Annotated in this window: 21 protein-coding genes and 1 pseudogene; 11 read left to right on the top strand and 11 right to left on the bottom strand. The window is 43.5% G+C overall.

What is annotated here, in order from left to right; all coding sequences use genetic code 11:
- Positions 1–4 precede the first annotated feature (4 nt).
- On the top strand, positions 5–1,294 hold the full coding sequence (locus DN752_RS06815; RefSeq protein ID WP_112783251.1) for an aminopeptidase P family protein: 1,290 nt from the start codon (positions 5–7) through the stop codon (positions 1,292–1,294).
- Positions 1,295–1,352: 58 nt separating this feature from the next.
- Here DN752_RS06815 and tsf read toward each other — a convergent pair whose 3' ends face one another.
- The 8 genes and pseudogenes from tsf to DN752_RS06775 all read right to left on the bottom strand — a co-directional run bounded on the left by tsf (position 1,353) and on the right by DN752_RS06775 (position 7,701).
- Positions 1,353–2,183 (bottom strand): translation elongation factor Ts, encoded by an 831-nt coding sequence (gene tsf, locus DN752_RS06810; RefSeq protein ID WP_112783250.1) that lies wholly within the window; start codon positions 2,181–2,183, stop codon positions 1,353–1,355.
- A 153-nt stretch (positions 2,184–2,336) separates the two neighbouring features.
- Entirely contained in the window at positions 2,337–3,098 is a 762-nt protein-coding gene (rpsB, locus tag DN752_RS06805; RefSeq protein ID WP_112783249.1) for a 30S ribosomal protein S2, read from the bottom strand.
- A gap of 42 nt (positions 3,099–3,140) precedes the next feature.
- Complete coding sequence (gene rpsI / locus DN752_RS06800) at positions 3,141–3,527, bottom strand: 30S ribosomal protein S9 (protein WP_112783248.1); 387 nt, start codon at positions 3,525–3,527, stop codon at positions 3,141–3,143.
- A 12-nt stretch (positions 3,528–3,539) separates the two neighbouring features.
- Positions 3,540–3,983, bottom strand: coding sequence for a 50S ribosomal protein L13 (gene rplM / locus DN752_RS06795; protein WP_112783247.1), 444 nt, complete (start codon positions 3,981–3,983; stop codon positions 3,540–3,542).
- A 198-nt stretch (positions 3,984–4,181) separates the two neighbouring features.
- A complete protein-coding gene (locus tag DN752_RS06790; protein ID WP_112783246.1) occupies positions 4,182–4,892 on the bottom strand; it encodes an RluA family pseudouridine synthase in 711 nt (236 codons plus the stop codon).
- Between the two features lie 104 nt (positions 4,893–4,996).
- A pseudogene (locus tag DN752_RS06785) lies at positions 4,997–6,066 on the bottom strand (sensor histidine kinase).
- Positions 6,067–6,069: 3 nt separating this feature from the next.
- Entirely contained in the window at positions 6,070–6,759 is a 690-nt protein-coding gene (locus tag DN752_RS06780) for a response regulator transcription factor (RefSeq protein WP_112783245.1), read from the bottom strand.
- 153 nt (positions 6,760–6,912) lie between these two features.
- Positions 6,913–7,701: a DUF3108 domain-containing protein gene (locus DN752_RS06775; protein ID WP_112783244.1), complete on the bottom strand. Its 789-nt coding sequence runs from the start codon at positions 7,699–7,701 to the stop codon at positions 6,913–6,915.
- A 184-nt stretch (positions 7,702–7,885) separates the two neighbouring features.
- Here DN752_RS06775 and recA point away from each other — a divergent pair, with 184 nt between their 5' ends.
- The 3 genes from recA (at position 7,886) to DN752_RS06760 (ending at position 11,054) form a co-directional block, all read left to right on the top strand.
- Complete coding sequence (recA, locus tag DN752_RS06770) at positions 7,886–8,914, top strand: recombinase RecA (RefSeq protein WP_112783243.1); 1,029 nt, start codon at positions 7,886–7,888, stop codon at positions 8,912–8,914.
- A gap of 208 nt (positions 8,915–9,122) precedes the next feature.
- Positions 9,123–9,983 (top strand): endonuclease/exonuclease/phosphatase family protein, encoded by an 861-nt coding sequence (locus tag DN752_RS06765; protein WP_112783242.1) that lies wholly within the window; start codon positions 9,123–9,125, stop codon positions 9,981–9,983.
- A gap of 534 nt (positions 9,984–10,517) precedes the next feature.
- Positions 10,518–11,054 (top strand): hypothetical protein, encoded by a 537-nt coding sequence (locus DN752_RS06760; protein ID WP_162633146.1) that lies wholly within the window; start codon positions 10,518–10,520, stop codon positions 11,052–11,054.
- 143 nt (positions 11,055–11,197) lie between these two features.
- Here the strand turns inward: DN752_RS06760 and DN752_RS06755 are convergent, their stop codons facing one another.
- Entirely contained in the window at positions 11,198–12,445 is a 1,248-nt protein-coding gene (locus tag DN752_RS06755) for an ABC transporter permease (RefSeq protein WP_112783240.1), read from the bottom strand.
- A gap of 128 nt (positions 12,446–12,573) precedes the next feature.
- On the opposite strand from DN752_RS06755, the gene queA reads away from it, so the two are divergent.
- From queA to DN752_RS06730, 5 genes are all read left to right on the top strand, one after another.
- The gene (queA, locus tag DN752_RS06750; protein ID WP_112783239.1) at positions 12,574–13,623 is read left to right on the top strand and encodes a tRNA preQ1(34) S-adenosylmethionine ribosyltransferase-isomerase QueA; all 1,050 of its coding nucleotides are present in this window, start codon (positions 12,574–12,576) and stop codon (positions 13,621–13,623) included.
- Between the two features lie 122 nt (positions 13,624–13,745).
- The gene (locus DN752_RS06745) at positions 13,746–14,429 is read left to right on the top strand and encodes a 2-C-methyl-D-erythritol 4-phosphate cytidylyltransferase (RefSeq protein WP_112783238.1); all 684 of its coding nucleotides are present in this window, start codon (positions 13,746–13,748) and stop codon (positions 14,427–14,429) included.
- 147 nt (positions 14,430–14,576) lie between these two features.
- On the top strand, positions 14,577–15,377 hold the full coding sequence (locus DN752_RS06740) for a LiaF transmembrane domain-containing protein (protein WP_112783237.1): 801 nt from the start codon (positions 14,577–14,579) through the stop codon (positions 15,375–15,377).
- Between the two features lie 10 nt (positions 15,378–15,387).
- Positions 15,388–16,443: a sensor histidine kinase gene (locus DN752_RS06735; RefSeq protein ID WP_112783236.1), complete on the top strand. Its 1,056-nt coding sequence runs from the start codon at positions 15,388–15,390 to the stop codon at positions 16,441–16,443.
- On the top strand, positions 16,421–17,158 hold the full coding sequence (locus tag DN752_RS06730; protein ID WP_112783235.1) for a LytR/AlgR family response regulator transcription factor: 738 nt from the start codon (positions 16,421–16,423) through the stop codon (positions 17,156–17,158). The genes DN752_RS06735 and DN752_RS06730 overlap by 23 nt, the downstream gene beginning before the upstream one ends.
- Positions 17,159–17,188: 30 nt before the next feature.
- Here DN752_RS06730 and DN752_RS06725 read toward each other — a convergent pair whose 3' ends face one another.
- Positions 17,189–17,410, bottom strand: a complete 222-nt coding sequence (locus DN752_RS06725) for a DUF2795 domain-containing protein (protein ID WP_015263907.1) — start codon at positions 17,408–17,410, stop codon at positions 17,189–17,191.
- A gap of 80 nt (positions 17,411–17,490) precedes the next feature.
- Positions 17,491–18,774 (bottom strand): DUF349 domain-containing protein, encoded by a 1,284-nt coding sequence (locus DN752_RS06720; protein ID WP_112783234.1) that lies wholly within the window; start codon positions 18,772–18,774, stop codon positions 17,491–17,493.
- A 141-nt stretch (positions 18,775–18,915) separates the two neighbouring features.
- Here DN752_RS06720 and ettA point away from each other — a divergent pair, with 141 nt between their 5' ends.
- Both ettA and DN752_RS06710 read left to right on the top strand, forming a co-directional pair.
- Complete coding sequence (gene ettA, locus DN752_RS06715) at positions 18,916–20,595, top strand: energy-dependent translational throttle protein EttA (RefSeq protein ID WP_112783233.1); 1,680 nt, start codon at positions 18,916–18,918, stop codon at positions 20,593–20,595.
- Positions 20,596–20,725: 130 nt separating this feature from the next.
- On the top strand, positions 20,726–22,033 hold the full coding sequence (locus tag DN752_RS06710; protein ID WP_112786454.1) for a pyridoxal phosphate-dependent aminotransferase: 1,308 nt from the start codon (positions 20,726–20,728) through the stop codon (positions 22,031–22,033).
- Positions 22,034–22,098: the final 65 nt, after the last annotated feature.

The raw sequence follows: 22,098 nt of genomic DNA, 5'->3' as shown, positions 1-22,098 counted from the left end.
AGCAATGAGATATCAACCATTAAATAATACTTTTTATAAGTCAACCCGCGCTAAGCTGGCCAAGATGCTAAGGCCAAACTCCGTTGCCATTTTAAATGCCAATGACCTCATGCCCACCAACGCTGATGGGACGATGAAATTCAGACAAAATAATGATCTGTTCTACCTCAGTGGTATCGATCAGGAAGAGACGATCCTGTTGATTTGCCCGGATTTTCCCAGCGAAACGATGCGTGAAGTGTTGTTTGTCAGGGAAACCAATGAGCAGGTTGTGGTATGGGAAGGGCATAAGCTACATCAGTCTGAAGCAGCTGAACTGTCTGGTGTGAAAACGGTACGGTGGACTTCAGAGTTTGACCAAGTATTGCAGGGTATTCTCAGTCATGTGGACCATGTTTACCTGAATACCAATGAACATCGAGGGGCTAGCAATGAAGTAGAAAGCAGGGATGCGCGTTTTGTTAAAAAGCTAAAAGAAGCCTATCCGCTTCATCGGTATGAGCGACTGGCGCCTTTGTTGGGCGAGCTGAGGTCGATCAAAGCTCCAGATGAAATCGACCAACTGCAAAAGGCTTGTGATATTACCGAAAAGGGATTTAGAAGGGTGTTGGATTTTACGAAGCCAGGGGTTAAGGAATATGAGATTGAAGCGGAATACCTGCATGAATTTGTCCGTCATGGCAGCAGGGGGTTCGGCTACGAGCCCATAGTCGGATCCGGTGCCAATTCCTGTGTACTTCATTACTTGGAAAATGATCAGGTATGCCACTCGGGCGACCTGATCCTGATGGATGTAGGAGCCGAATACGGTAATTATAATGCGGACATGACCCGGACGGTACCCGTAAATGGCCGTTACACACCTAGGCAGCGAGAAGTGTATGATGCGGTGCTTCGAGTCATGAGAGCGGCCGAAAAGATGCTCAGACCAGGAGTCCTATTACAGGATTACCACAAGGAAGTGGGGGCGTTGGTGGAGGCGGAATTGATCGGACTAGGGCTGCTGGACAAGCGCGATGTGCGTAAGCAGGACCCCGCCAACCCTCTCTACCGGAAGTACTTTATGCATGGTACATCGCATCCATTGGGATTGGACGTGCATGATGTAGGTTCGATCTATGCACCCGTAAAGGCAGGGATGGTCTTTACCATCGAGCCGGGGATCTATATCCGTGAGGAGTCCATTGGGATCAGGCTGGAAAATAATTATGTAATCGGGGAAAAGTCAAACAAGGATTTAATGGCCGAGATCCCGATCGAAGCAGAGGAGATAGAGGGGCTGATGAACCAATAAAAAAACCGCAAGCTTTCCAGCCTGCGGTTCCTGTTTTTTATACTGTTTCGAGAATGAATTACCCGATAGATACTCTTTTGAAGTCCACTACAGTAAGGCCTTTGGTTACGCCGTCCAAGTACTGGGTAACAGACTTGCTGCTGTCTTTTACGAAAGACTGGCTTAGCAAGGTGTTTTCTTTGTAGAACTTGTTCAGTTTGCCCATAGCGATCTTTTCGATCATTGCTTCAGGCTTGCCTTCTGCTTGAGCTTGCTCTTTGCCTACAGCGATTTCTCTTTCCACTACAGAAGCATCCACGCCGTCTTTGTCCACAGCTACAGGATTCATGGCAGCGATCTGCATGGCTACGTCTTTACCAGCTTCCTCTACCTCTGCGCCATTTACATTTTTCAGTGCTACCAATACACCTAGTTTACCATTAGAGTGGATATAGGGTACTACGGCTTCACCTTTTACGACTACGTAGTCGCTGATTTCGATTTTCTCACCAATCTTACCGGTCATTTCGATGATTTTTTCACCAACGGTGATACTTTCGAAAGGAAGGGCAAGGATTTCTTCTTTGTTAGAAGCGCCTTTCTCAACGGCCAGTGCAAGGATTTCGTTGGCAAAGCCTACGAACTCTTCGTTTTTGGCCACGAAGTCAGTTTCACAAGTAAGTGTCAATAACACTCCTTCTGATTTATCGGCACTTACACTAGTAACTACTACACCTTCTTTAGTTTCACGGTCTGCTCTGGAAGCGGATACCTTTTGTCCTTTTTTCCTTAAGATATCAACCGCTTTATCAAAATCTCCTTCAGCTTCGGTAAGGGCTTTCTTACAGTCCATCATACCGGCACCAGTCATTTGTCTTAGTTTGTTTACATCTTGTGCAGTAATAGCCATTGTTTGATATTTTTAATAGTGATGATGACTTTTATAAATATAATCGTTTCTCCTCCTATAACTGGACTCGGAACGAGTAGGCAATAACAAAAAAATTGAACATAGGTAGTTTACCGCATGTTCAATTTTTTGTTATTATTAAATCATAGTGGATTATTCTTTGGTTTCGGCGTCAGCAGCTTTCTTTGCTTCTTCCTCTTCAGAGAGTTTTGCCTCTTCTTTGTCTTTCTTTCTTTCAGAAAGTCCTTCTTCGATAGCAGAACCGACGGCTTTCACCAATAATGAAATGGATTTGAATGCATCGTCATTGGCAGGGATTGGGAAATCCGCTTCTCCAGGGTTGGAGTTAGTATCTACCAAGGCGAATACAGGGATACCAAGCTTTTTGGCTTCGGCAATTGCAATGTGTTCTCTTTTGATGTCCACTACAAATAGCGCTGCAGGAAGACGGGTAAGGTCAGCAATACCGCCCAATACGTTTTCCAGTTTCTCACGCTGTCTGGTGATCATCAGACGTTCCTTCTTCGCCAAGTTGGTGTAAGCCTCTTCTTTCATCATTTTGTCGATGGAAGACATTTTCTTCAGTGACTTACGGATGGTTGCAAAGTTGGTCATCATACCACCTTGCCATCTTTCTGTCACAAAAGGCATTTTAAGTCTTGCAGCTTCTTCAGCTACCAAGTCCTTGGCTTGCTTTTTGGTCGCCACGAACATCACTTTTTTGCCGGAGCGTACGATTTGCTTGAGTGCGTTGGATGCTTCTTCAAGGCACACGAGCGTTTTATTCAGATCAATGATATGGATGCCGTTTTTCTCCATGAAGATGTACGGTGCCATTCTTGGATCCCACTTTCTTGTTAAGTGTCCAAAGTGAACACCAGCATCCAGTAAGTCTTTATATTCGATTTTAGCCATTTAAATATGTAAGTTTTATAAAGTACCTGTGTAATTTCCAGATTAACGCTTGGAGAACTGGAATCTTCTTCTTGCCTTTCTGCGACCTGGCTTCTTACGTTCCACCATTCTTGGGTCTCTGGTAAGGAATCCTTCTTTTTTCAATGGGCTTCTGTGTTCCTCATTGATTTCGCATAGGGCACGAGCGATAGCCATTCTGGCCGCCTCTGCTTGTCCTTTGATGCCACCACCGTCTACTGTGATCTTAATGTCGAAAGCTTCAGCTTCGTTCACTAGTGTAAGGGGCTGTCTTACGACGATCTGGTGAAGGTCAAATGGAAAATATGCTTCTATGTTTCTGTTGTTGACAATGATCTCGCCTTTGCCAGGCTTCATATAGATCCTCGCAACAGATGTTTTTCTTCTACCGATTGTATTGATAACTTCCATGGAATGATCAGATTAAAGTTTAACTACTTTTGGTTGTTGCGCTTCATGAGGATGTTCAGTACCTTCATATACATAAAGGTTGGTGTACAATTTTCTTCCCAATCTGTTTTTAGGAAGCATTCCTCTTACAGCTTTTTCCACTAGGATTGCAGAAGATTTGCTCTTAAGGATCCTTGGGGTAGAGATTCGCTGACCACCTGGATAACCAGTGTGACGAACATATACTTTATCGTCCCACTTTTTACCAGTCAATCGGATTTTGTCTGCATTGATGACTATGACATTGTCGCCGCAGTCTACGTGAGGAGTAAAGCTAGGCTTGTTTTTTCCTCTTAAGATTTTAGCAACCTCACTTGCAAATCTACCAAGTACCATTGCTGAGGCATCCACTATCACCCAGTCTTTTTGTACGGTAGCACTGTTTGCTGATACGGTTTTATAGCTTAAAGTATCCACTGTGTAAATGTTTAATTATTAGCTTGTTAAATACATTTCGCCCTCAAAAAGGGACACAAAGATAGAAGGAATTCCGATTATATGCAAAATATCTTTGTGTTTACTGCCTAATTTTCACGGGGATAGCCTCTTTTCTGTTGCTGTCCGCCATGAAAAAGCCTGCTTTTATCGGTGGTGTCCTGCTGGAAAGGCAGTTGTCTAATTGCTTTTTTCCAGCTGTTTTACCAATACTGCAAAATCCTTGGGGTAAGGAGCTGTGACCGTAATGGGTCTCTCGTCCATTCCCTCAAAGGAGACCGAATAAGCATGCAGTGAAACACGTTGCATGATAGGAGATTCTTCTGTTCCCTTTTTTAGGTTGAATTTTCTTTTAAGTTCTGAAAGGTAGAGCGGCTTGCCACCGTACATTTCATCACCACATATGGGGGCGTCCAGATATGCCAGGTGAACCCTGATCTGGTGCAGTCTCCCAGAGACCGGCTTGCATTCGATCAGTGAATGTTTTGCGTAGGTCTTTAGCGTGGTGAAGTAGGTGGTGGCCGGTTTTCCCTTGAGGCTGATCTTTGCGACGCCTTTATTGGTGGCGACCAGATTTCTGTCTACGAGCTTATTGTCATAGTCATGGATCCCTTGCGCCACGGCGTGATAGATTTTGTTGACTTTTCTGTGTTCAAATTGGATCGCAATATTACGGTATGCATCCGGGTTTTTTGCAATAACCAAACATCCTGAAGTTTCCTTGTCAAGTCGATGGCACACCTGGGCATCAGGAGTGTGCTCTTTGGCCAAGTGAAGGATGTTTTGTCTTTCATGCCTATCGTCTAAGGTCGATAAGTATGGAGGCTTGTTGATGACCAAATAGTCATCATTTTGAAACAGAATAAGATCATTGAAATCTATTTTTTTCATAAAGCCAGGCTTACACCTTTCAAATTTAAGGTGCAAAATTAGCTAAAATTACCTGATGTAAAAAATGTTTGGTGAAATAATGTTTGGCTTATCGATTGGTTGGATTAAGTGGAGCCATTTTCTTCATCTTGAGTGGCCTTTTTCTCTATCGGAAGTGAGAAGCTGAACGTAGAGCCCTTGCCCACTGTCGAAGTGACGGAGATTTTACTCTTATGGCCTTCTAGGATGTGTTTTACGATGGCCAGCCCCAGCCCAGTGCCACCCATTTCCCTTGACCGACTCTTGTCCACACGGTAAAATCGTTCGAATATCCGCTTGATATCTTCTGGAGGGATGCCCAGCCCGTTGTCTTTGATGTCTACCTTGATATGGTTTTTGGTAGATTTTAAGGCGATCAAGGCTTCTCCGCCCTCGTGGTTGTATTTAAGGGCATTGGAGATGAGGTTTTGGCAGACCCTGTAGATTTTGTCCTTGTCGGCAAAGGTGTAGTATGATTTTTCGGGGTTGTACTTAAGGCGTAGGTTGATGTGCCTTTTTTCAGCTTTGTTTTCTAGCTGCTCCATGACCTCTTCGATAAGAGGGATCATGTCAAAGACCTCGTGATTAAATTTTACTACACCACTCTCCATTTGGTTAAGGGTGAGCAGGTCTTTGACAAGGTTGTCCAGGTTGTTCAGGCTTTTTGCGGCACGTTTAAGGAACTTGTCCCGGACATTTACATCTTCTACGGCCCCATCAAGAAGGGTGTGGACATAGCCTTGGGCGGCGAATATGGGTGTTTTTAACTCATGGGAAATATCAGCGACAAATTCTCTTCTGAACGCCTCATTACGCTGTAGGGTTGCTATTTCCTTGTTTTTGGCAATGGCATAAGAATTAATGGTGTTGTTGATCTTCCTTAAGGGAGAGATTGAGGTTTTTTGAGGTTTGTCCGCGATTCCTGACAGGTCCTTTTTTTGGATTTTTTCCAAGGCACTGTAAATATTACTGATCTCTTTGAAGATCAGGAATTCAAGGGTGAGATTGATCAAAAGATACGAAATAGCGATGGTCAACCCCAAGCTACTGTCAGCAGCATTGGGGTGGCATCGTCAAGCAAGGAGAGGAAGGCTACGGTAAGGGCTGAAATGGCAAAGGCCAATACGAGCGATATCCCTCTGGAAGTCGTAAGCATACTTTAATTATTGTCAAACTTGTAACCTACACCTTTTACAGTGGTGATATAGTTGTCCCCGATTTTTTCCCTCACCTTTCGGATATGGACATCCACGGTTCGGGCCAGGACGAACACATCCGCTCCCCAAATATTTTGGAGCAACTCGTCTCTGCTGAATACCATGTTGGGATTTTTTGCCAGAAAGTACAACAGTTCGAATTCCTTTTTTGGCAGGGTGATGGTGTTGCCAGCTTGGTCAATGGTGAAACTGCTCCTGTCTATGGTCAGGTCTTTTATTTTGATCTGAGACACCTCTTGCTCCTTCTTGGATTCCCTTCTGAATAGTGCTGCTATACGGCTTACCAATGCCCGGGGCTTGATGGGTTTGGTGATATAATCGTCAGCGCCTACGTCAAAAGCAGCCACTTCTGAATACTCTTCCGAGCGGGCAGTGAGAAAAATAATAAAAGTGTTTTTAAGTTCTTCCATGTCCCGTATTTGACGGCACGTTTCTACTCCATCTTGATTGGGCATCATGATGTCCAGCAGGATTACATCAGGCTTGAATTTAGCGGCAGTCTGTACAGCTTTGATTCCGTCGCTTGCTGAAGCTACTTCATAACCTTCCTTTTCGAGGTTATAAGTTAGGATTTCAATAATATCTGGTTCGTCATCTACTACCAGAACTTTGATTTTTGGATTGTCACTCATTTGACTTTGCCTGTTTAAATGTTCTTTTTTAAGCACCGCTAATTTAGAAAAACTATCAAAAGAAATAACTTCTTTTTAAGAAAAAGGCTAGAAGGTCAATATAATGTTTTGCTAAAACGCAATATTATTAATTTAATATTAATGCTTTGTTACCTATTTGTTACGCAATCCAGTAGCTTCTGTTATCTCCATGTTAAGTGATCCCACCACCAGTTCAGCCTCTACCTTTATGGGGATCCTGTTTTTGTCATTGGTGATCCACATTTTTATGGGGTTTTCGCCACTGAACAGCTTGTTGTTGGGCATGACGGGAGAGATGATAATGGTGTCAAATTCTCCGATTTTGGTTGAAATACGGTCCCTGCCTTCATAAATAAGTTTTAGGTCGTAGGTTTTTTCATCGAAGAATCCCTTTACATTAATTACATCACCTCTTCTGTACAGCCTATAGTCAAGGTGACGCATATAGTAAAACCCACTTACAATATCCTGAATCCCTGACTGGATGTCAAACTCCTTGGTGTCTTTAAGTCTTTTGTTTTCCCTGTCGTATTCTTTTACCGTAGCAGTACCTGCTTTGTGGTCAAAGTCAACGATTTCGTGCTTACGATATCCTCCTTCTTCAATATGTCGATAAGAACGGTAGGGGATATTTAAGCTGGTGTCCATATAGGAACCCCAGTTGTCTTTTACCTTAAATATGCTGAAAATACTTAAGGTTTTGCCATAAACATCAATTTTATAGCTCGGCTGGCCATTCATTGTATGAATTTGGTTGTCAATGATCATTTTGGCTTCTGCTGCATTGAAAAATAAATACTTTACTTTAAAAGTAAGCTCTTCCCCTTCCTGATAAGGTCGGGAATACTGCTGACCAAAAACACTCGTGGAAATGGCAACAGTCAGAAAATGAATGAAAAATAGTCTTATGAACAAGGGCATAAATTAATGTTACTTTATTAGTCTAAATTCAAAATTTATACCAAATCTACTGTAACCATGCAATACAAATTTCTAATTTAATAAAACGTCATAACAAAACAATGGTTGTGATGAAAGTTGATATTCAGTTGGCGAATGTTTACTTTCACATAATATTTTAATACACCTTCGATTCTTTGAGTATATGAGTGAAAATACAGAAAAATTAAAAGCGCTTCAGCTTACGATGGATAAGTTGGAAAAGACCTACGGAAAAGGTACGGTCATGAAGTTGAGTGATAATTCGGTAGTGGATATTCCAACCATTTCTACAGGTTCACTCGGATTGGATATGGCATTGGGTGTAGGAGGTATCCCAAGGGGCAGGGTCATTGAGGTTTACGGGCCAGAATCTTCCGGTAAGACCACATTGGCCATGCACTGCATCGCCGAAGCGCAAAAAAAAGGAGGCATGGCTGCGATCATCGATGCCGAGCACGCCTTTGATAAATCTTACGCAGAAAAACTGGGAATCGATACAGAAAATCTGCTGATCTCCCAGCCTGACAACGGAGAACAAGCACTGGAAATCGCCGAGCATCTGATCCGTTCAGGCGCCTTGGATATCATCGTGATTGACTCCGTGGCAGCTTTGGTGCCTAAAGGCGAGCTGGAAGGCGAAATGGGTGATAGCAAGATGGGCCTACAGGCGAGATTGATGTCCCAAGCCCTTAGGAAGCTGACCGGAGCCATTAACAAGACCGGTTGTTCCTGCATCTTTATCAATCAGCTGAGGGATAAGATCGGTGTGATGTTTGGTAGCCCAGAGACCACTACCGGCGGTAATGCGCTGAAGTTCTATGCTTCTGTCAGGCTGGACATCAGAAGGATCGGCCAGATCAAAGAAAGCGCGGACAATATCCTCGGTAACCGTACCAAAGTAAAAGTGGTGAAAAACAAAGTGGCACCTCCGTTTAAGGTGGTGGAGTTTGACATTATGTACGGTCAAGGGATCTCTAAAGTAGGCGAGATCATTGATCTTGGAGTGGAGTTTGAGATCGTGAAGAAAGCTGGGTCTTGGTTCTCCTATGAAGGAAACAAGCTGGGCCAAGGGCGTGACGCCGTGAAAAACCTCCTGCTGGACAATCCGGAGCTAATGGAAGAGCTTGAGACCAAGATCAAGGCAAAAGCGGGCCTTGGTGGTGAGGTAGAAGAAGAGGCAGTAAAGGATTGATGACCTCGATGAGTACGAGTTCAGTTTTCGTAAAATAATAGCTTAAAAATAATGGGCGTCTTGGAGATTCAGGACGCCCTTTTATTTTTAGATTTGCATAAGTCGGGCTTAAAGAAAATAATGTGAAGGTGACGCTTGACCCTTGTAAAGCTGCATTAGTGAAAAAAACTTACTGAAATAAACCGTAATTAATTAAAAACTAATACCTATGGATCTGGATACTGTGATCAGAAATGCCTCCTTCAGTCTTTTGTTGTTGTTTATAGCAAGTGGAACGTCTATGGCTCAGGAGGGTTTTAAGGTGCTTTCATATAATACGCTCAGGGGGTTTCAGCAAGATAGTTTGTATAAAGCCTCCTATCAGCGATGGGTTGAAGACTTGGGGCCTGATGTCATAGGGTATCAGGAAATGAACGATTTTACACAAAAAGGACTCGAGTCTTTTGCGTCCGGGTATGGGCATCCCTATGCGGTAATGTCCAAGATCCAAGGTTATCCCGTTGCACTTTCTTCAAAATACCCTATCCTAAACGTTCAGAAAGTAGTGGACAATATGTGGCACGCATACCTCTATGCCCAGATCAAGGATTATCATGTTTTTGTTGTGCACTTTTCTCCTTTTCTCTATCAAAAACGCCAGTATGAAATCCGGCAAATTCTAGCCCATGCAGCTTTATTGCCACAGGATGAGAAAATTGTGATCATGGGGGGTTTTAACTCCCTGTCCAGTGCAGACTCTGCTTACCACACCCAGGAAATGGTCGATGGCATGAGGCAAGACGAAGACAAAAACGAAAACATCCGGAACCTAAATCAAGGGCAGCTTGATTATCCTGTGGTGGGGATTGTGCAAGAAGCGGGGTACTTGGATGCTTTTCTGCTTACCAACGACAAGTTGGTTTCCAGCTACCCGACCAAGTCCCACGGGGGAACTTCTACTGAACGTATTGATTATATTTGGGTCAATCCCTTTTTGGGTGATAAGCTTGTTTCTGCGACGATTATACAAGACGAAATCACTGACGAGATTTCTGACCATTACCCTGTTTTTGTCCAGTTTGAAAAATAAGAGATGCAGGTTGTTGTGTCCTGATTAAACCCGGATTATGTGTTAGGAATCGTAGTGAGAGCTGAAATTGCAAGAAAATCAGTTAGTTTGGAGGCATTAGCGTAGCACCGCTACGGTTATGCCGAAAACTAAAGTGAAACGGCTGATTTTGAAGCAGTTTAAGGTCGCAACAGATAGGCTAATGCATATTCCGGGTTAAATGTTTTTTTAGATAGTATATAGAATGCAGGTAATGAGGTGATGAGATAGTACAGCGTAGGTACACGACTTCCATAGTGGTGAAAAGGCTTGAAAATACTGTTTTTTGCCTTTTTACGGTGTTTTTTACGTATTTTTGTGTTCTAAAGAAAATTTTTTGTAAACTACATCTGGTTATACATAAGTTAAGAAAAACAGGTGTATCCGCAACGATGTCAGTAATCACAGAAATAGTAAATAGGTTCACCTCAGAAAAGCCTAATTTAATTCTGGGGGTTCTGTGCCTTTGGTGAGAAATAAAATCTACTGGCAAGAAAGCGTATAATAAAAAAAAATATGAGAAAGTTACTTTTTGCCCTATTGGCGATCATGTGGAGTTATGGGCTTTCTGCCCAGCATCTATACGACCGAGCTTTGCTCGTACACGGAGGTGTAAGTCACCAGGAAAAGTTTCTGGATAATCCAAGAGAAGGTGCCATGGGAACAGTGGTGGGGCTTAGGTATAATCTGCCTCTAGGTAAAAACCCGCTTCAGTTAGGAGTAGAGTTTGATTATTTTAAAGCCTATGAAGAAAAGGGAGAGGGAAGCCCGGCTCATTATCAAGATTGGAGTATGAAATTTAGCGGTGCATACCTGTTTGAGGTGCCTGATGTGGGTAGGGGCAAGCTCTTTCTAGGTCCCGGAGCCACTTATTATTCCATCCTAAATCAAAAAGAAGTAAATTCCCACCGCACCGATTACGGTGTGATGGTACGGGCAAACTACCTGCTCAATACCATCCATAGAAGACTTAGCCTTTACGCCGATGTGGACTACCTCAAGGAGGCGAGTTATGTAAGGCTCACGTTCGGCGTGGCCGTACAGGTGTGGTGATGTTGCAGCCTGAAATTCTTATTGCTAATGAAGAATAGTTGAAAGAATATCAAGCAGATTGACATCAAAAAGGTTGACTTTTCTTGGTGGTAGGGGCCAATAGTGTTGCCTTAAATGATGTCAATTAGGCATTGATGAAGTGGTCAATTCGTTCTGATCGCTTCTACAGGATCCATTCTTGCGGCAATTCCTGCGGGAACAACCCCCGACAGCATGCCTATGACCATGGAAAGTCCGATGCCCAGGATCATGTTTTTGGCGGACATGAATATTTCCAAGGAGCCAAGGGGCACGAAGGTGATGGCAAATACCAACAGTAAGCCTGTAAGTCCTCCAAAGAGGCTGAGGAAGGTGGATTCAAACAAGAATTGCAGTAGAATGAAATAGTTTTTGGCTCCTAGGGATTTTTGGATGCCGATGATATTGGTTCGCTCGCGGACGGAGACGAACATGATATTGGCGATGCCAAACCCGCCTACCAAAATGGAGAAGCCACCGATCACTGCTCCAGCAATGCTGATAACATCGAAGATGGCACCAATGGCATTTTGGATAAATTCGGACTTGTTCAGGGCGAAATTATCTTCTTCTGTTGGTTTAAGCCCTCTTTTGCCCCGGAGTAATCCTGTCATTTCATTTTCCAGGGCGATCAGCCCTTTGTCACTGTCCATGCCTTTGGCGGCAATCGTTGGTTCTACGCCCCATCTGCCCAGATAGTACATTTTCCCAAAAGAGCCAAAAGGTATCAGACAGGCATCGTCTTTTGAGGGGAGGTCAAATAGTCCTTCGCCTTCTTCTTCCAGAAGCCCGATGACTACGAATTTTTGGCCTTTGATTTTCATCTCCTTGCCGACGGCATCTCCTTCGGGGAAGAGGGCGTTAGCGATTTTGGCGCCGAGGACGGTGACATTTCTGGCGGCGGTGATTTCCAGTTCGGTAAAAAAACGTCCATCCACCACTGGTACATCATATACTTCTTTGTGATCAAAAACTACTCCTTCCAAGTTGGCTCCTTCAAAGGAGCTGCTTCCTCTTTTTAGGGTGGCGGAGGAAGAGGCAGAGATAGTGATGGCTTCCGCATTTTGGAGCCTGTCCTTTAGAAATACGAATTCACTATAATTGCCAGGGGGTCTTCTGAAGTACCTCCACCAAGGATATTCGCCAGGCCCAGAGGAAAAAGGGAAGCGATCTACGCGCAATACATTGGTGCCAAGGAACGAAAAGCTGGATTTAATGTTTTTCTCTAGGGAATCTACCAAAGTGAAAACAGCAATAATGGCAAAAATCCCGATAGTGACACCCAAGAGCGATAATACCGTCCGTGTCAGGTTAGACCGCAAAGCTTGCAATGCAAACCGGAAACTCTCCCAAATAAGTTTGAAAATAATCACCTGATAAAATTTTGTTTAAAAACTATTTGACAATATAGATAGAATTCGCTATAATTCTTATTAACTTTGCGGTTTTTACGACCTAATCGTAAATCAAAATATTCATCATATTTCTCTTAAAAATACATATGAAATTATCAGATTTCAAATTCGAAGTTCCTAAAAAACTCATTTCTTTATATCCATCGGACAACAGGGACGAATCCCGGCTGATGGTGGTGCACAGAGACACTGGCAAGATAGAGCACAGGATTTTCAAGGACGTTATTGAATATTTTGATGAAGGAGATGTCTTCGTGACCAATAACACGAAGGTCTTTCCTGCTCGACTTTATGGGAATAAAGAAAAGACTGGTGCGAAGATCGAAGTGTTCTTGCTAAGGGAACTGAACCAAGAGCTTAGGCTTTGGGATGTGCTCGTCGATCCGGCCAGAAAGATTCGTGTTGGCAACAAGCTTTATTTTGGCGACAGTGATTTGGTGGCGGAAGTCATCGATAATACCACGTCACGCGGAAGGACGATACGTTTCTTGTTTGATGGTACAGATGAAGAATTTTACAAGACCATAGATGCCCTGGGAGAAACGCCCATACTAAAGGATTTTATCGACAGGAAAGTAGAGGAGGAAGACAGAGAGCGTTATCAAACGATCTATGCCGAGCATGTGGGGGCTGTGGCGGCACCGACTGCCGGACTTCATTTTACTCCTCATTTGCTGAAGAGGCTGGAAATCAAAGGAGTGGAGGTGTCTCCTATTACCCTTCATATTGGATTGGGTACATTCCGTCAGGTGGATGTGGAAGACCTTACCAAGCACAAAATGGATTCAGAAAATTATGATATTCCTGAAAAAACCGTTGATCTGGTCAATGATGCACTGGATGCCAAAAGAAGGGTAGTGGCGGTAGGAACTACTTCCCTGAAGACTGTCGAGTCTTCCGTTACGGCCAATAACAGGCTTAAACCATCCAGTGGTTGGACAGATAAGTTTATCATCCCTCCGTATGATTTTAAAATCGCCAACTCCCTGATTACCAATTTTCATTTGCCTGAGTCGACACTGTTAATGACGACAGCGGCTTTTGGAGGGTATGACCTGATCATGAAGGCCTACCAAGAGGCGATAAAGGAAAAATATAAGTTCTTCTCCTATGGAGACGCCATGTTGATACTATAACAAAAAAGGCGCTCATCGAAGCGCCTTTTTTGTTGATATAAAATTCACCAAACGTTAACACGTGGTCTATACGTGTCTTTTTTTTATTAACTACTTTTGCGGGCGAAAGCTAAACGAGTTTTATGAACAGAGCAGCCATTATTGTAGCAGGAGGGAGAGGTGCCAGAATGGGCTCCCCGATACCAAAACAGTATCTTGAGATAGGGGGAAAGCCAGTGTTGATGTGGACCTTGGAAGTTTTTTATCAGTTGGATCCATCGATCAAGCTTGTCTTGGTGATTCCGGAAGTGGACTTTTCTTTTTGGCAGGAGCTATGCCAGCAGTTTGGTTTTACCGTTCCGCATGAGGTGGTGGCTGGGGGCATGTCACGTTTCCAGTCGGTAAAAAATGGACTCAATAGCATCAGCTGGAAAGATGGGTTGGTGGCCATTCACGATGGTGTCAGGCCTTTTGTTTCTCCTGAGGTGATAAGCTTGGGCTATGATAAAGCTGCAGAATATGGCAGTGCCATTGCTGTTACCCCGCTAAAAGACTCCATTCGGAAACTTACCGATGAAAACAAATCCTTTTATCAAGAAAGACAATATTTCCGTTTGGTACAAACCCCGCAAACATTTGATCTAAAAATGATCAAGCAGGCATTTGACGTGACGGAGCTTCATCATTTTACAGATGATGCTACGGTTTTTGAGCATCAGGGAAGGCAGGTGTATCTTATCGCTGGTAATTATGAGAACATCAAGATTACCACCCCGGAAGATATGGAATATGCCCAATTTTTACTCCATCGAAGAAAGGGGGATTAGCCTTTGCGATGGTGGAGACACTGTTTACCTTTAAAAACGGGTCATTTACCGAGTTTTCATAGTCTGCCACCTAAATGTTAGTGGATATTTTTTTAAGTTGAAGTAGATTTAGTGCATTATTGGATTTTGGACTAATTTACCTTCACTATGAAAAATAAATATGGACGCGGAGATGGTGGCAGGACCACTACCGGATTGATAGTATTGGCTGTCGGGCTGTTCTTGCTTGTGCGACAGTTGGGCGTAGTCGTTCCGGAATGGATTTTTAGTTGGCCGATGATTTTTGTGGCTGTAGGTCTTATTACACTTTCAAAACACAATTTCCAAAGTGGATTTGGTTTTTTTATGTTGCTTTTTGGAGGGTTCTTTCTTTTAAAGAACGAACTGGAAATCCCTTTTGGGATGGAAAGATACATGGTGCCGGGTGGGCTGATTCTGTTGGGGCTATTTTTACTGGCCACTAAAAACAGGAAGGCCTTAGAGAACTTTGGAAGATGGTGTCCTCCTGAGCCAAAAACACCTTACGGGCCAAGCAAAGGACAGGAGAAGGGAGAACCTTTTATGTCCGGAGAGGACCCAGCAGCTGGTGCAGCGACCTCTTCCGAGCAGGCTGATGTTGTTAATTCCCAGGCGCTATTCTGTGGTATACAGAAGAGGATATTGTCCAAAAACTTTAAAGGAGGAAAGGTGTCTGCCATTTTTGGCGGAACTGAAATTGACCTTACCCAAGCAGACCTCTCCGAAAACGCCGTACTTAGTGTTGAGGTGGCTTTTGGCGGGGTGAAGTTACTCATGCCGCCCCATTGGGACCTGAAGATGGGGGTGACCAATATTTTTGCGGGAGTAGAAGACAAGCGGATGTATCCACAGGGAACTGGGGAATCCAACAAGGTGTTGACCATCACCGGAACGGTGTTGTTTGGGGGGCTGGATATCAAATCGTATTAAGGTAGATTAGATGGTTAACAGGCTGCTGAAAACATCGTATGGCTGGCTAAAGGTCATGCTGGTCCTTGTTTGTTTCGGGGCTGTAAATAGCTTCCTGTTGACAGCTTACGGAGTGAGGTTGGGGGATAGTGTAGTCGATAGCTTAGTGTATGTGTTGTTGGTTTTTGCAGGGGGGATGCTGCTCGAGAATATTTTCAGGTTTTATAAGCCCCAAAAAGGCAATTCTTGGTTATGGGTAGGATTGCCCCTCCTTTTGGGAGTGGTGATAGTACTTGCGGGAGAATTGGCGTTAAAGCATCTGCTTGAGTCGGAATGGGGGTATTTGACTTTTTTGCGTGAATCAAGGTATGTTCGGGGAGTTTTTGTATTGATGTTATTTGGGGCATATACGGGGTTTTTGATTGTTGGAGGACAGCTGGAAGATCAGCTGGAAGCTAGGAGAAGAACAGAAATGATGGATAAGTTGTCCAAGGAGGCTGAGATGTACCATCTCCGTCAGCAGCTCCAGCCCCATTTTTTGTTCAATAGCCTGAATTCTGTCAGTGCCCTGGTCAAACGAAAGCCAGAACAAGCCCGTGAAATGATACTGCAATTGTCGGAATTTTTGAGAGGGACCATTCGGAAAGATCCCATGGAGTGGGTAGGTGTTCGGGAAGAGATGAAGTGTTTGCAGCTTTTTTTGGAAATAGAAAAGGTGAGGTTTGGGCATCGATTAGAAGTGGACTTCTTTGTAGAAGAAGAAACAGAAAAATTGATGTTGCCATCGCTTTTGATACAACCGCTGTTGGAAAATGCCGTTAAGCACGGTATTTATGGGCGGACTGATAGGGTCTGCATAAAAATCCTGGTCAATAAAATAGGGAATTTTCTTAATATAATGATCAGTAACCCCTATGATCCAGAAGCGGTCAACTCCAATGGGGAGGGATTTGGACTGGAATCCGTTAAAAGAAGAATGTATTTGTTGTTTGGCCGTCATGACCTGCTTAAGGTCAAGCAATCTCCCGAGTTATTTGAAGTAAACCTAAGCATCCCTTTGACCTATGATCAAAACGATAATAATTGACGATGAGCCATTGGCGGCACAGCTTGTAGAGGAGTACCTTGAGGGGTTTCCGGATTTTAAAGTAGTAGCCATTTGTCAAGACGGTTTTCAGGGGTTGAAGGCAATCCACCAGTACGAACCTGATTTGATATTCTTGGATGTTCAGATGCCCCGTATCAATGGTTTTGAAATGTTGGAGCTGCTTGAGCATCCGCCAGCGGTGATTTTCAGTACTGCTTTTGATGAGTATGCGGTTAAGGCTTTTGATAATCATGCCGTAGATTATTTGCTCAAGCCTTTTTCCCAGTCCCGTTTTGAGGCCGCAATAAAGAAGTTTTCTCTTCAGGAAAGCGGAGCGTCTGTCCAGCAGCTACTTGCTTCTAAAGGACAAATGATCCAAGAGGAGTTTGCGAGTAGGATTGTACTGAAAGAGAAAGGGGAGATCAAGGTGATCCCCGTGAATGAGGTGGCGTTTTTTGAAGCCAATGATGACTTTGTGAATATCCATATAAAAGGAAAAAAGTACTTGAAGAACCGCACGCTTAAGTTTTTGGAGTCAGTGCTTGATCCGAGAAAGTTTGTAAGGGTGCACCGCTCATATCTGGTCAATATTGCGGAAATCACCAGTGTGGAGCCTTATCAAAAAGAGGGTAATGTACTTCGCTTGCGGAGAGGTGATACCATTCCTGTAAGCCGAAGTGGAATGACAAAGCTGAAGTCGGTGCTAGGGGTGTGAAAAAGAAAAAGCCCTGTGGAGGGCTTTTTTTTAATATTCATCTTCATTAAAGAAGAAGTCGTCTTTTGTTGGATAATCAGGCCAGATTTCTTCGATATTTTCATACGGCTCGCCATCGTCCTCAAGTTCCTGAAGATTCTCTACTACTTCAAGAGGAGTTCCCGTACGAATAGCGTAGTCAATCAATTCATCTTTAGTAGCTGGCCATGGGGCATCTTCCAAGTAAGATGCTAATTCTAACGTCCAATACATAATGTCTACAATTTAAGTTTTTCCGCTGCACACGGTGAAGCAAAAATATAAAATCTTTTATTTTTTAAAACTTTAACCTACTATTTGTTTGAAAGTTCCTTTAGAATATGATTTTTTACATCTAGCTTCCTTTTATACGCACTTATTTTTCTATATAACATGGTTTCAAAATCACTTTCATGTGACCGGAAATTTTCCGAGTTTTCTTTTACCGTTTCCAGTTCTTTCTCATCTCGGGAGATCAGGTCTTTCATGATATTGATTTTAACTTGCCGTTGTTCCTGCTCGTCCATTTCATAGTAGTTATCAAATTTGGATCTTGCAAGCTTATGAAGGAAAGATTTTTCAAAAACAATATCAGTAAAGAAGACGAACAATCTTGAATATTGTTGTGCTTCCCTAGGTTTTTTAGGAGGGAGTGATTTCCATTCCGCCTGTAGCCTTTTTGCTCTGGAGATTTTTTCCGGTGTGGTTTCACCCAGAGAAAGATCCCTCATGGATTCGGCCAGCTTTTCTATTTTTTTTACTACTTCAAATGGCCGCAAACGAGATGGAGGGCTATTGTACCCGCCCCCACCCTGACGAGGCTTGTTTTGCATGGTGCGCTTGAAGCGACCAAAAATCTTGTTGTTTAACCGCGAAAACTCATCCCATAACGGCTGCCTTTTTTCTGCAGGTACCTTTCCGGACTCCTTCCACTGTTTTTGGATACGTTTACTGATTTCGAAGGCTTGCTTTACATCTTGCATGTTAAATGCTTCCCTGGCTTGTTCCACAAGGGATTCATACACTTTGATGTTCTCTTCGGCCTGTAGGGCCAGTCCTTCAAAGTAGTTTTTCCGGTTTTCAAAAAAAGTGTCGGTAGTCTCCTTAAAGGATCCTTCGATCTCATCCCTCAGCTCAGGAGATACTGGGCCTGTTTTGATCCAGCGAAGCTTGAGGTCCCTGAACTTTTCTGACGTGGCCTTCCAGTCAGTGTCGTTCATCAATACTTGGGCCTCTTCGATCAGTTCCCGTTTGATCTCCAGGTTCCTTTCGCGATTGGCTTGGATGATTTCATTGAGGTATTCTTCCCGTTCGTTAAGCTCATCAATCAGGGGAACGAAATCCCCCAATGCATCATATTGCATCAAGGATTCCCTTAAGTGAACCAGCTTCATCAAAAAGGACCCTTTGTTTTGATTTTCTTCGATGTCTTTCTTAAGGTCTGCTACTTTCTTCTTCGCTAGTTCAAACCGATCTTCAAAGTACTTGATCGTAGAGGCTTCGTTTTCCTTGACCTCTCCAATCACTCTGTCCTCCTGATTCAAAAAACCTTTTAAATAAACTTTGTCGTCTTTTATGTATCCGTATGGATGCTCCATCTCGATTTAATAGGTTGGTGGTAAGTTGGCTAATTCTTGTTTTCTGCAAATTAATTAATTAAGATGCATTTATCCTAAAGAAGGTGATTATTTGCCATATTTGTTCCTAATAAATATAACCATAAGGTAAAATAAATTAACATGAGTGACGAGAAAATTATATTTTCAATGGCTGGGGTGTCCAAAATCTACCCTCCTCAGAAGAAGGTGTTGAAAGATATTTATCTATCTTTTTTTTATGGGGCCAAGATTGGTGTTTTAGGTCTGAATGGTTCCGGTAAAAGTTCTCTTTTGAAAATTATTGCAGGCATAGATAAGGAGTATCAGGGTGAATTGGCTTGGTCCTCAGGGTATTCTGTTGGTATGCTTGAGCAAGAGCCGCAGCTTGATCCAGAAAAAACCGTCAAAGAAGTAGTGGAAGAGGCCGTTTCAGAAACGGTGGGATTGCTCCAAGAGTTTGAGGCCATTAATGAAAAATTCATGGATCCGGCGGTAATGGAAGATCCGGATGCGATGAACAAATTAATTGAAAAGCAGGGTGAGGTACAGGAAAAACTGGACGCGGCCAATGCTTGGGAGTTGGATGTAGTACTTGATAAAGCCATGGATGCACTGAGGCTTCCGCCGAGTGATGCCCTTGTGAGCAACCTCTCTGGAGGTGAAAAACGCCGGGTAGCCCTATGTCGTCTCTTGCTTCAAGAACCGGACGTGCTTCTGTTGGATGAGCCTACTAACCACTTGGATGCTGAATCGGTGCACTGGTTAGAACTGCACTTAAAGCAATATAAGGGTACTGTAATCGCCGTGACCCACGATCGTTATTTCTTGGACAATGTGGCCGGATGGATACTTGAGCTGGACAGAGGTGAAGGGATCCCGTGGAAAGGTAACTATAGCAGTTGGCTGGACCAAAAGCAAAAGAGACTAGCCCAAGAAGAAAAATCCGAATCCAAACGTCAGAAAACATTAGAACGTGAGCTCGAATGGATCAAAATGACTCCCAAGGCGAAGCAAGCCAAAGGAAAAGCCCGACTAAATGCATATGAAAAACTAGTGGGAGAGGACGCCAGGGAACGTGAGTCCAAACTGGAGCTGTATATCCCGCCAGGGCCGAGATTGGGGTCGAAGGTGATCGAGGTGAATGGTGTGTCGAAGTCCTATGGTGACAAGTTGCTCTTTGAAGATTTGACATTTGCCCTTCCACAAGGAGGGATCGTCGGCATCATCGGACCTAACGGTGCCGGTAAGTCGACCTTGTTTAAGCTGATTACAGGAAATGAAAAACCTGATGCCGGCAGCTTTGAGGTAGGAGAAACTGTTCAATTGGCATATGTGGACCAAGAACATGATCTGCTGGATGCCAGCAAAAGCGTTTACCAGACGATTTCTGAAGGGAATGAAAATATCAAGCTGGGCAATAAAGAGATGAATGCCAGGGCTTATGTGAGCAAGTTTAATTTTTCTGGATCGGATCAGGAGAAAAAAGTAGGGGTGCTTTCTGGAGGAGAGCGCAACCGAGTACATTTGGCCATGACGCTAAAGGAAAATGGCAACCTGCTATTGCTCGATGAGCCTACCAATGATCTGGATGTCAATACACTGAGGTCACTGGAGGAAGCATTGGAGAATTTTGGTGGCTGTGCAGTGGTGATTTCCCACGACAGATGGTTCTTGGATAGGATCTGTACGCATATCTTGGCGTTTGAAGGAGATTCTCAAGTTTATTGGTTTGAAGGTAACTTTACCGATTACGAAGAAAACAAAAAGAAACGGCTTGGTGATGTAGAACCAAAACGTATCAAATACAAAAAGTTAAAGTAATTGCTGTTTGTTATAGTTTGTTTATTGGTTAAAACACCAAATATTATTGTCGAAACAGCAAGGTAGGGGAGTTAATTTTCCCTACCTTTGGCGAAAATTTTAAAATGCATTATTGATTGGGAGAGTTATGATCAGACAGATTTTGCTGGCCCCAGGGGCGGATGAACTGAATTATGAAATCAGGGGAATCGTAAAGAAAGCAAAGGTTATAGAAAGTTTGGGTTTTGAGGTCACTTGGGAAAACATCGGTGACCCCATCCAAAAGAGCAATACCATTCCGGCATGGATGAAGGATATCGTAAAGGATCTTGTCAGTGATGATAAGACCTATGGTTATTCTGACTCCAAAGGGATGTTAAAGACGAGACAGTACCTTGCAGGGCTTAACAATGAGCGTGATGGGGTACAAATTTCCGCAGAGGATATTTTGTTTTTCAATGGCCTTGGTGATGCCATTGCCAAGCTGTACCAGTTTCTGATCCCCACGGCCAGGATCATAGGCCCTTCTCCTGCTTATTCCACTCATAGTTCTGCTGAAGCAGCCCATGCCAATACTTTTCCAATAACCTACAGGTTGGACCCTGACAACAGTTGGTATCCAGACATGGACGACTTGTACAATAAGGTGAAGTACAACCCCAATATCGTAGGCCTCTTGATCATCAATCCTGACAATCCTACCGGAATGGTGTACCCGAGAGAGGTGTTGGAGCGGTTTGTGGCCATTGCCAGGGAGTTTAACTTGCTGTTGATTGCAGATGAGATTTATCAAAATATCACGTATAACGGTCATGAGGCCATTTCGCTTTCTGAAGTTATTGGAGACCTTCCGGGGATATCCCTGAAGGGAATTTCCAAAGAGTTTCCTTGGCCAGGTTCACGATGTGGATGGATGGAGTTTTATAATAAAAATGGCTCGGAGGAGTTTAACAAGCTCTGCACGACATTGGAAAATGCCAAAATGATCGAGGTATGCTCCACCATGCTGCCCCAGTTGGCCATTCCGGAGATCATGAGCCACCCCGAATACATACCCTACCGGAAAAACGCCAATGACCGGATAGGCAAAAGGAGCCAGATTATGGAAGAGGTGCTCTCGGATGTTCCAGGTATCAAGTTCAATAAGACCAAAGGAGCGTTTTATAACACCATTGTCTTTGATGAATCCATGCTCAATGAGCGCCAGTACCTTCCAGTGGATGACGTACGCGTAAAGGGATACCTAGCGCAATGGCTCAATGAAGATGATATGCCACACGATAAACGATTTGTGTATAATCTCCTGGCATCTGAAGGGATCTGTGTGGTGCCCGTAAGTTCGTTTTGTTCTAACCTTAGAGGGTTTCGGGTGACGTTATTGGAAGAAGATGAAGATAAGTTCAGGGATACATTTACCCGAATTGCCAATAGCATACGTTTTTACCTGAAGTCTGCTTGAGAATGGGAATCAATTGATCCAAAAATGGGATCCGAAGTAGGGATGCAAGGGTACAAGTGTGGGCC

Origin of the sequence: Echinicola strongylocentroti, assembly GCF_003260975.1 — a bacterium.
In the GTDB taxonomy this organism is placed as follows: domain Bacteria; phylum Bacteroidota; class Bacteroidia; order Cytophagales; family Cyclobacteriaceae; genus Echinicola; species Echinicola strongylocentroti.
Note: the sequence above shows the minus strand (reverse complement) of the source record. Positions and strands in the feature narration are given on the sequence as shown.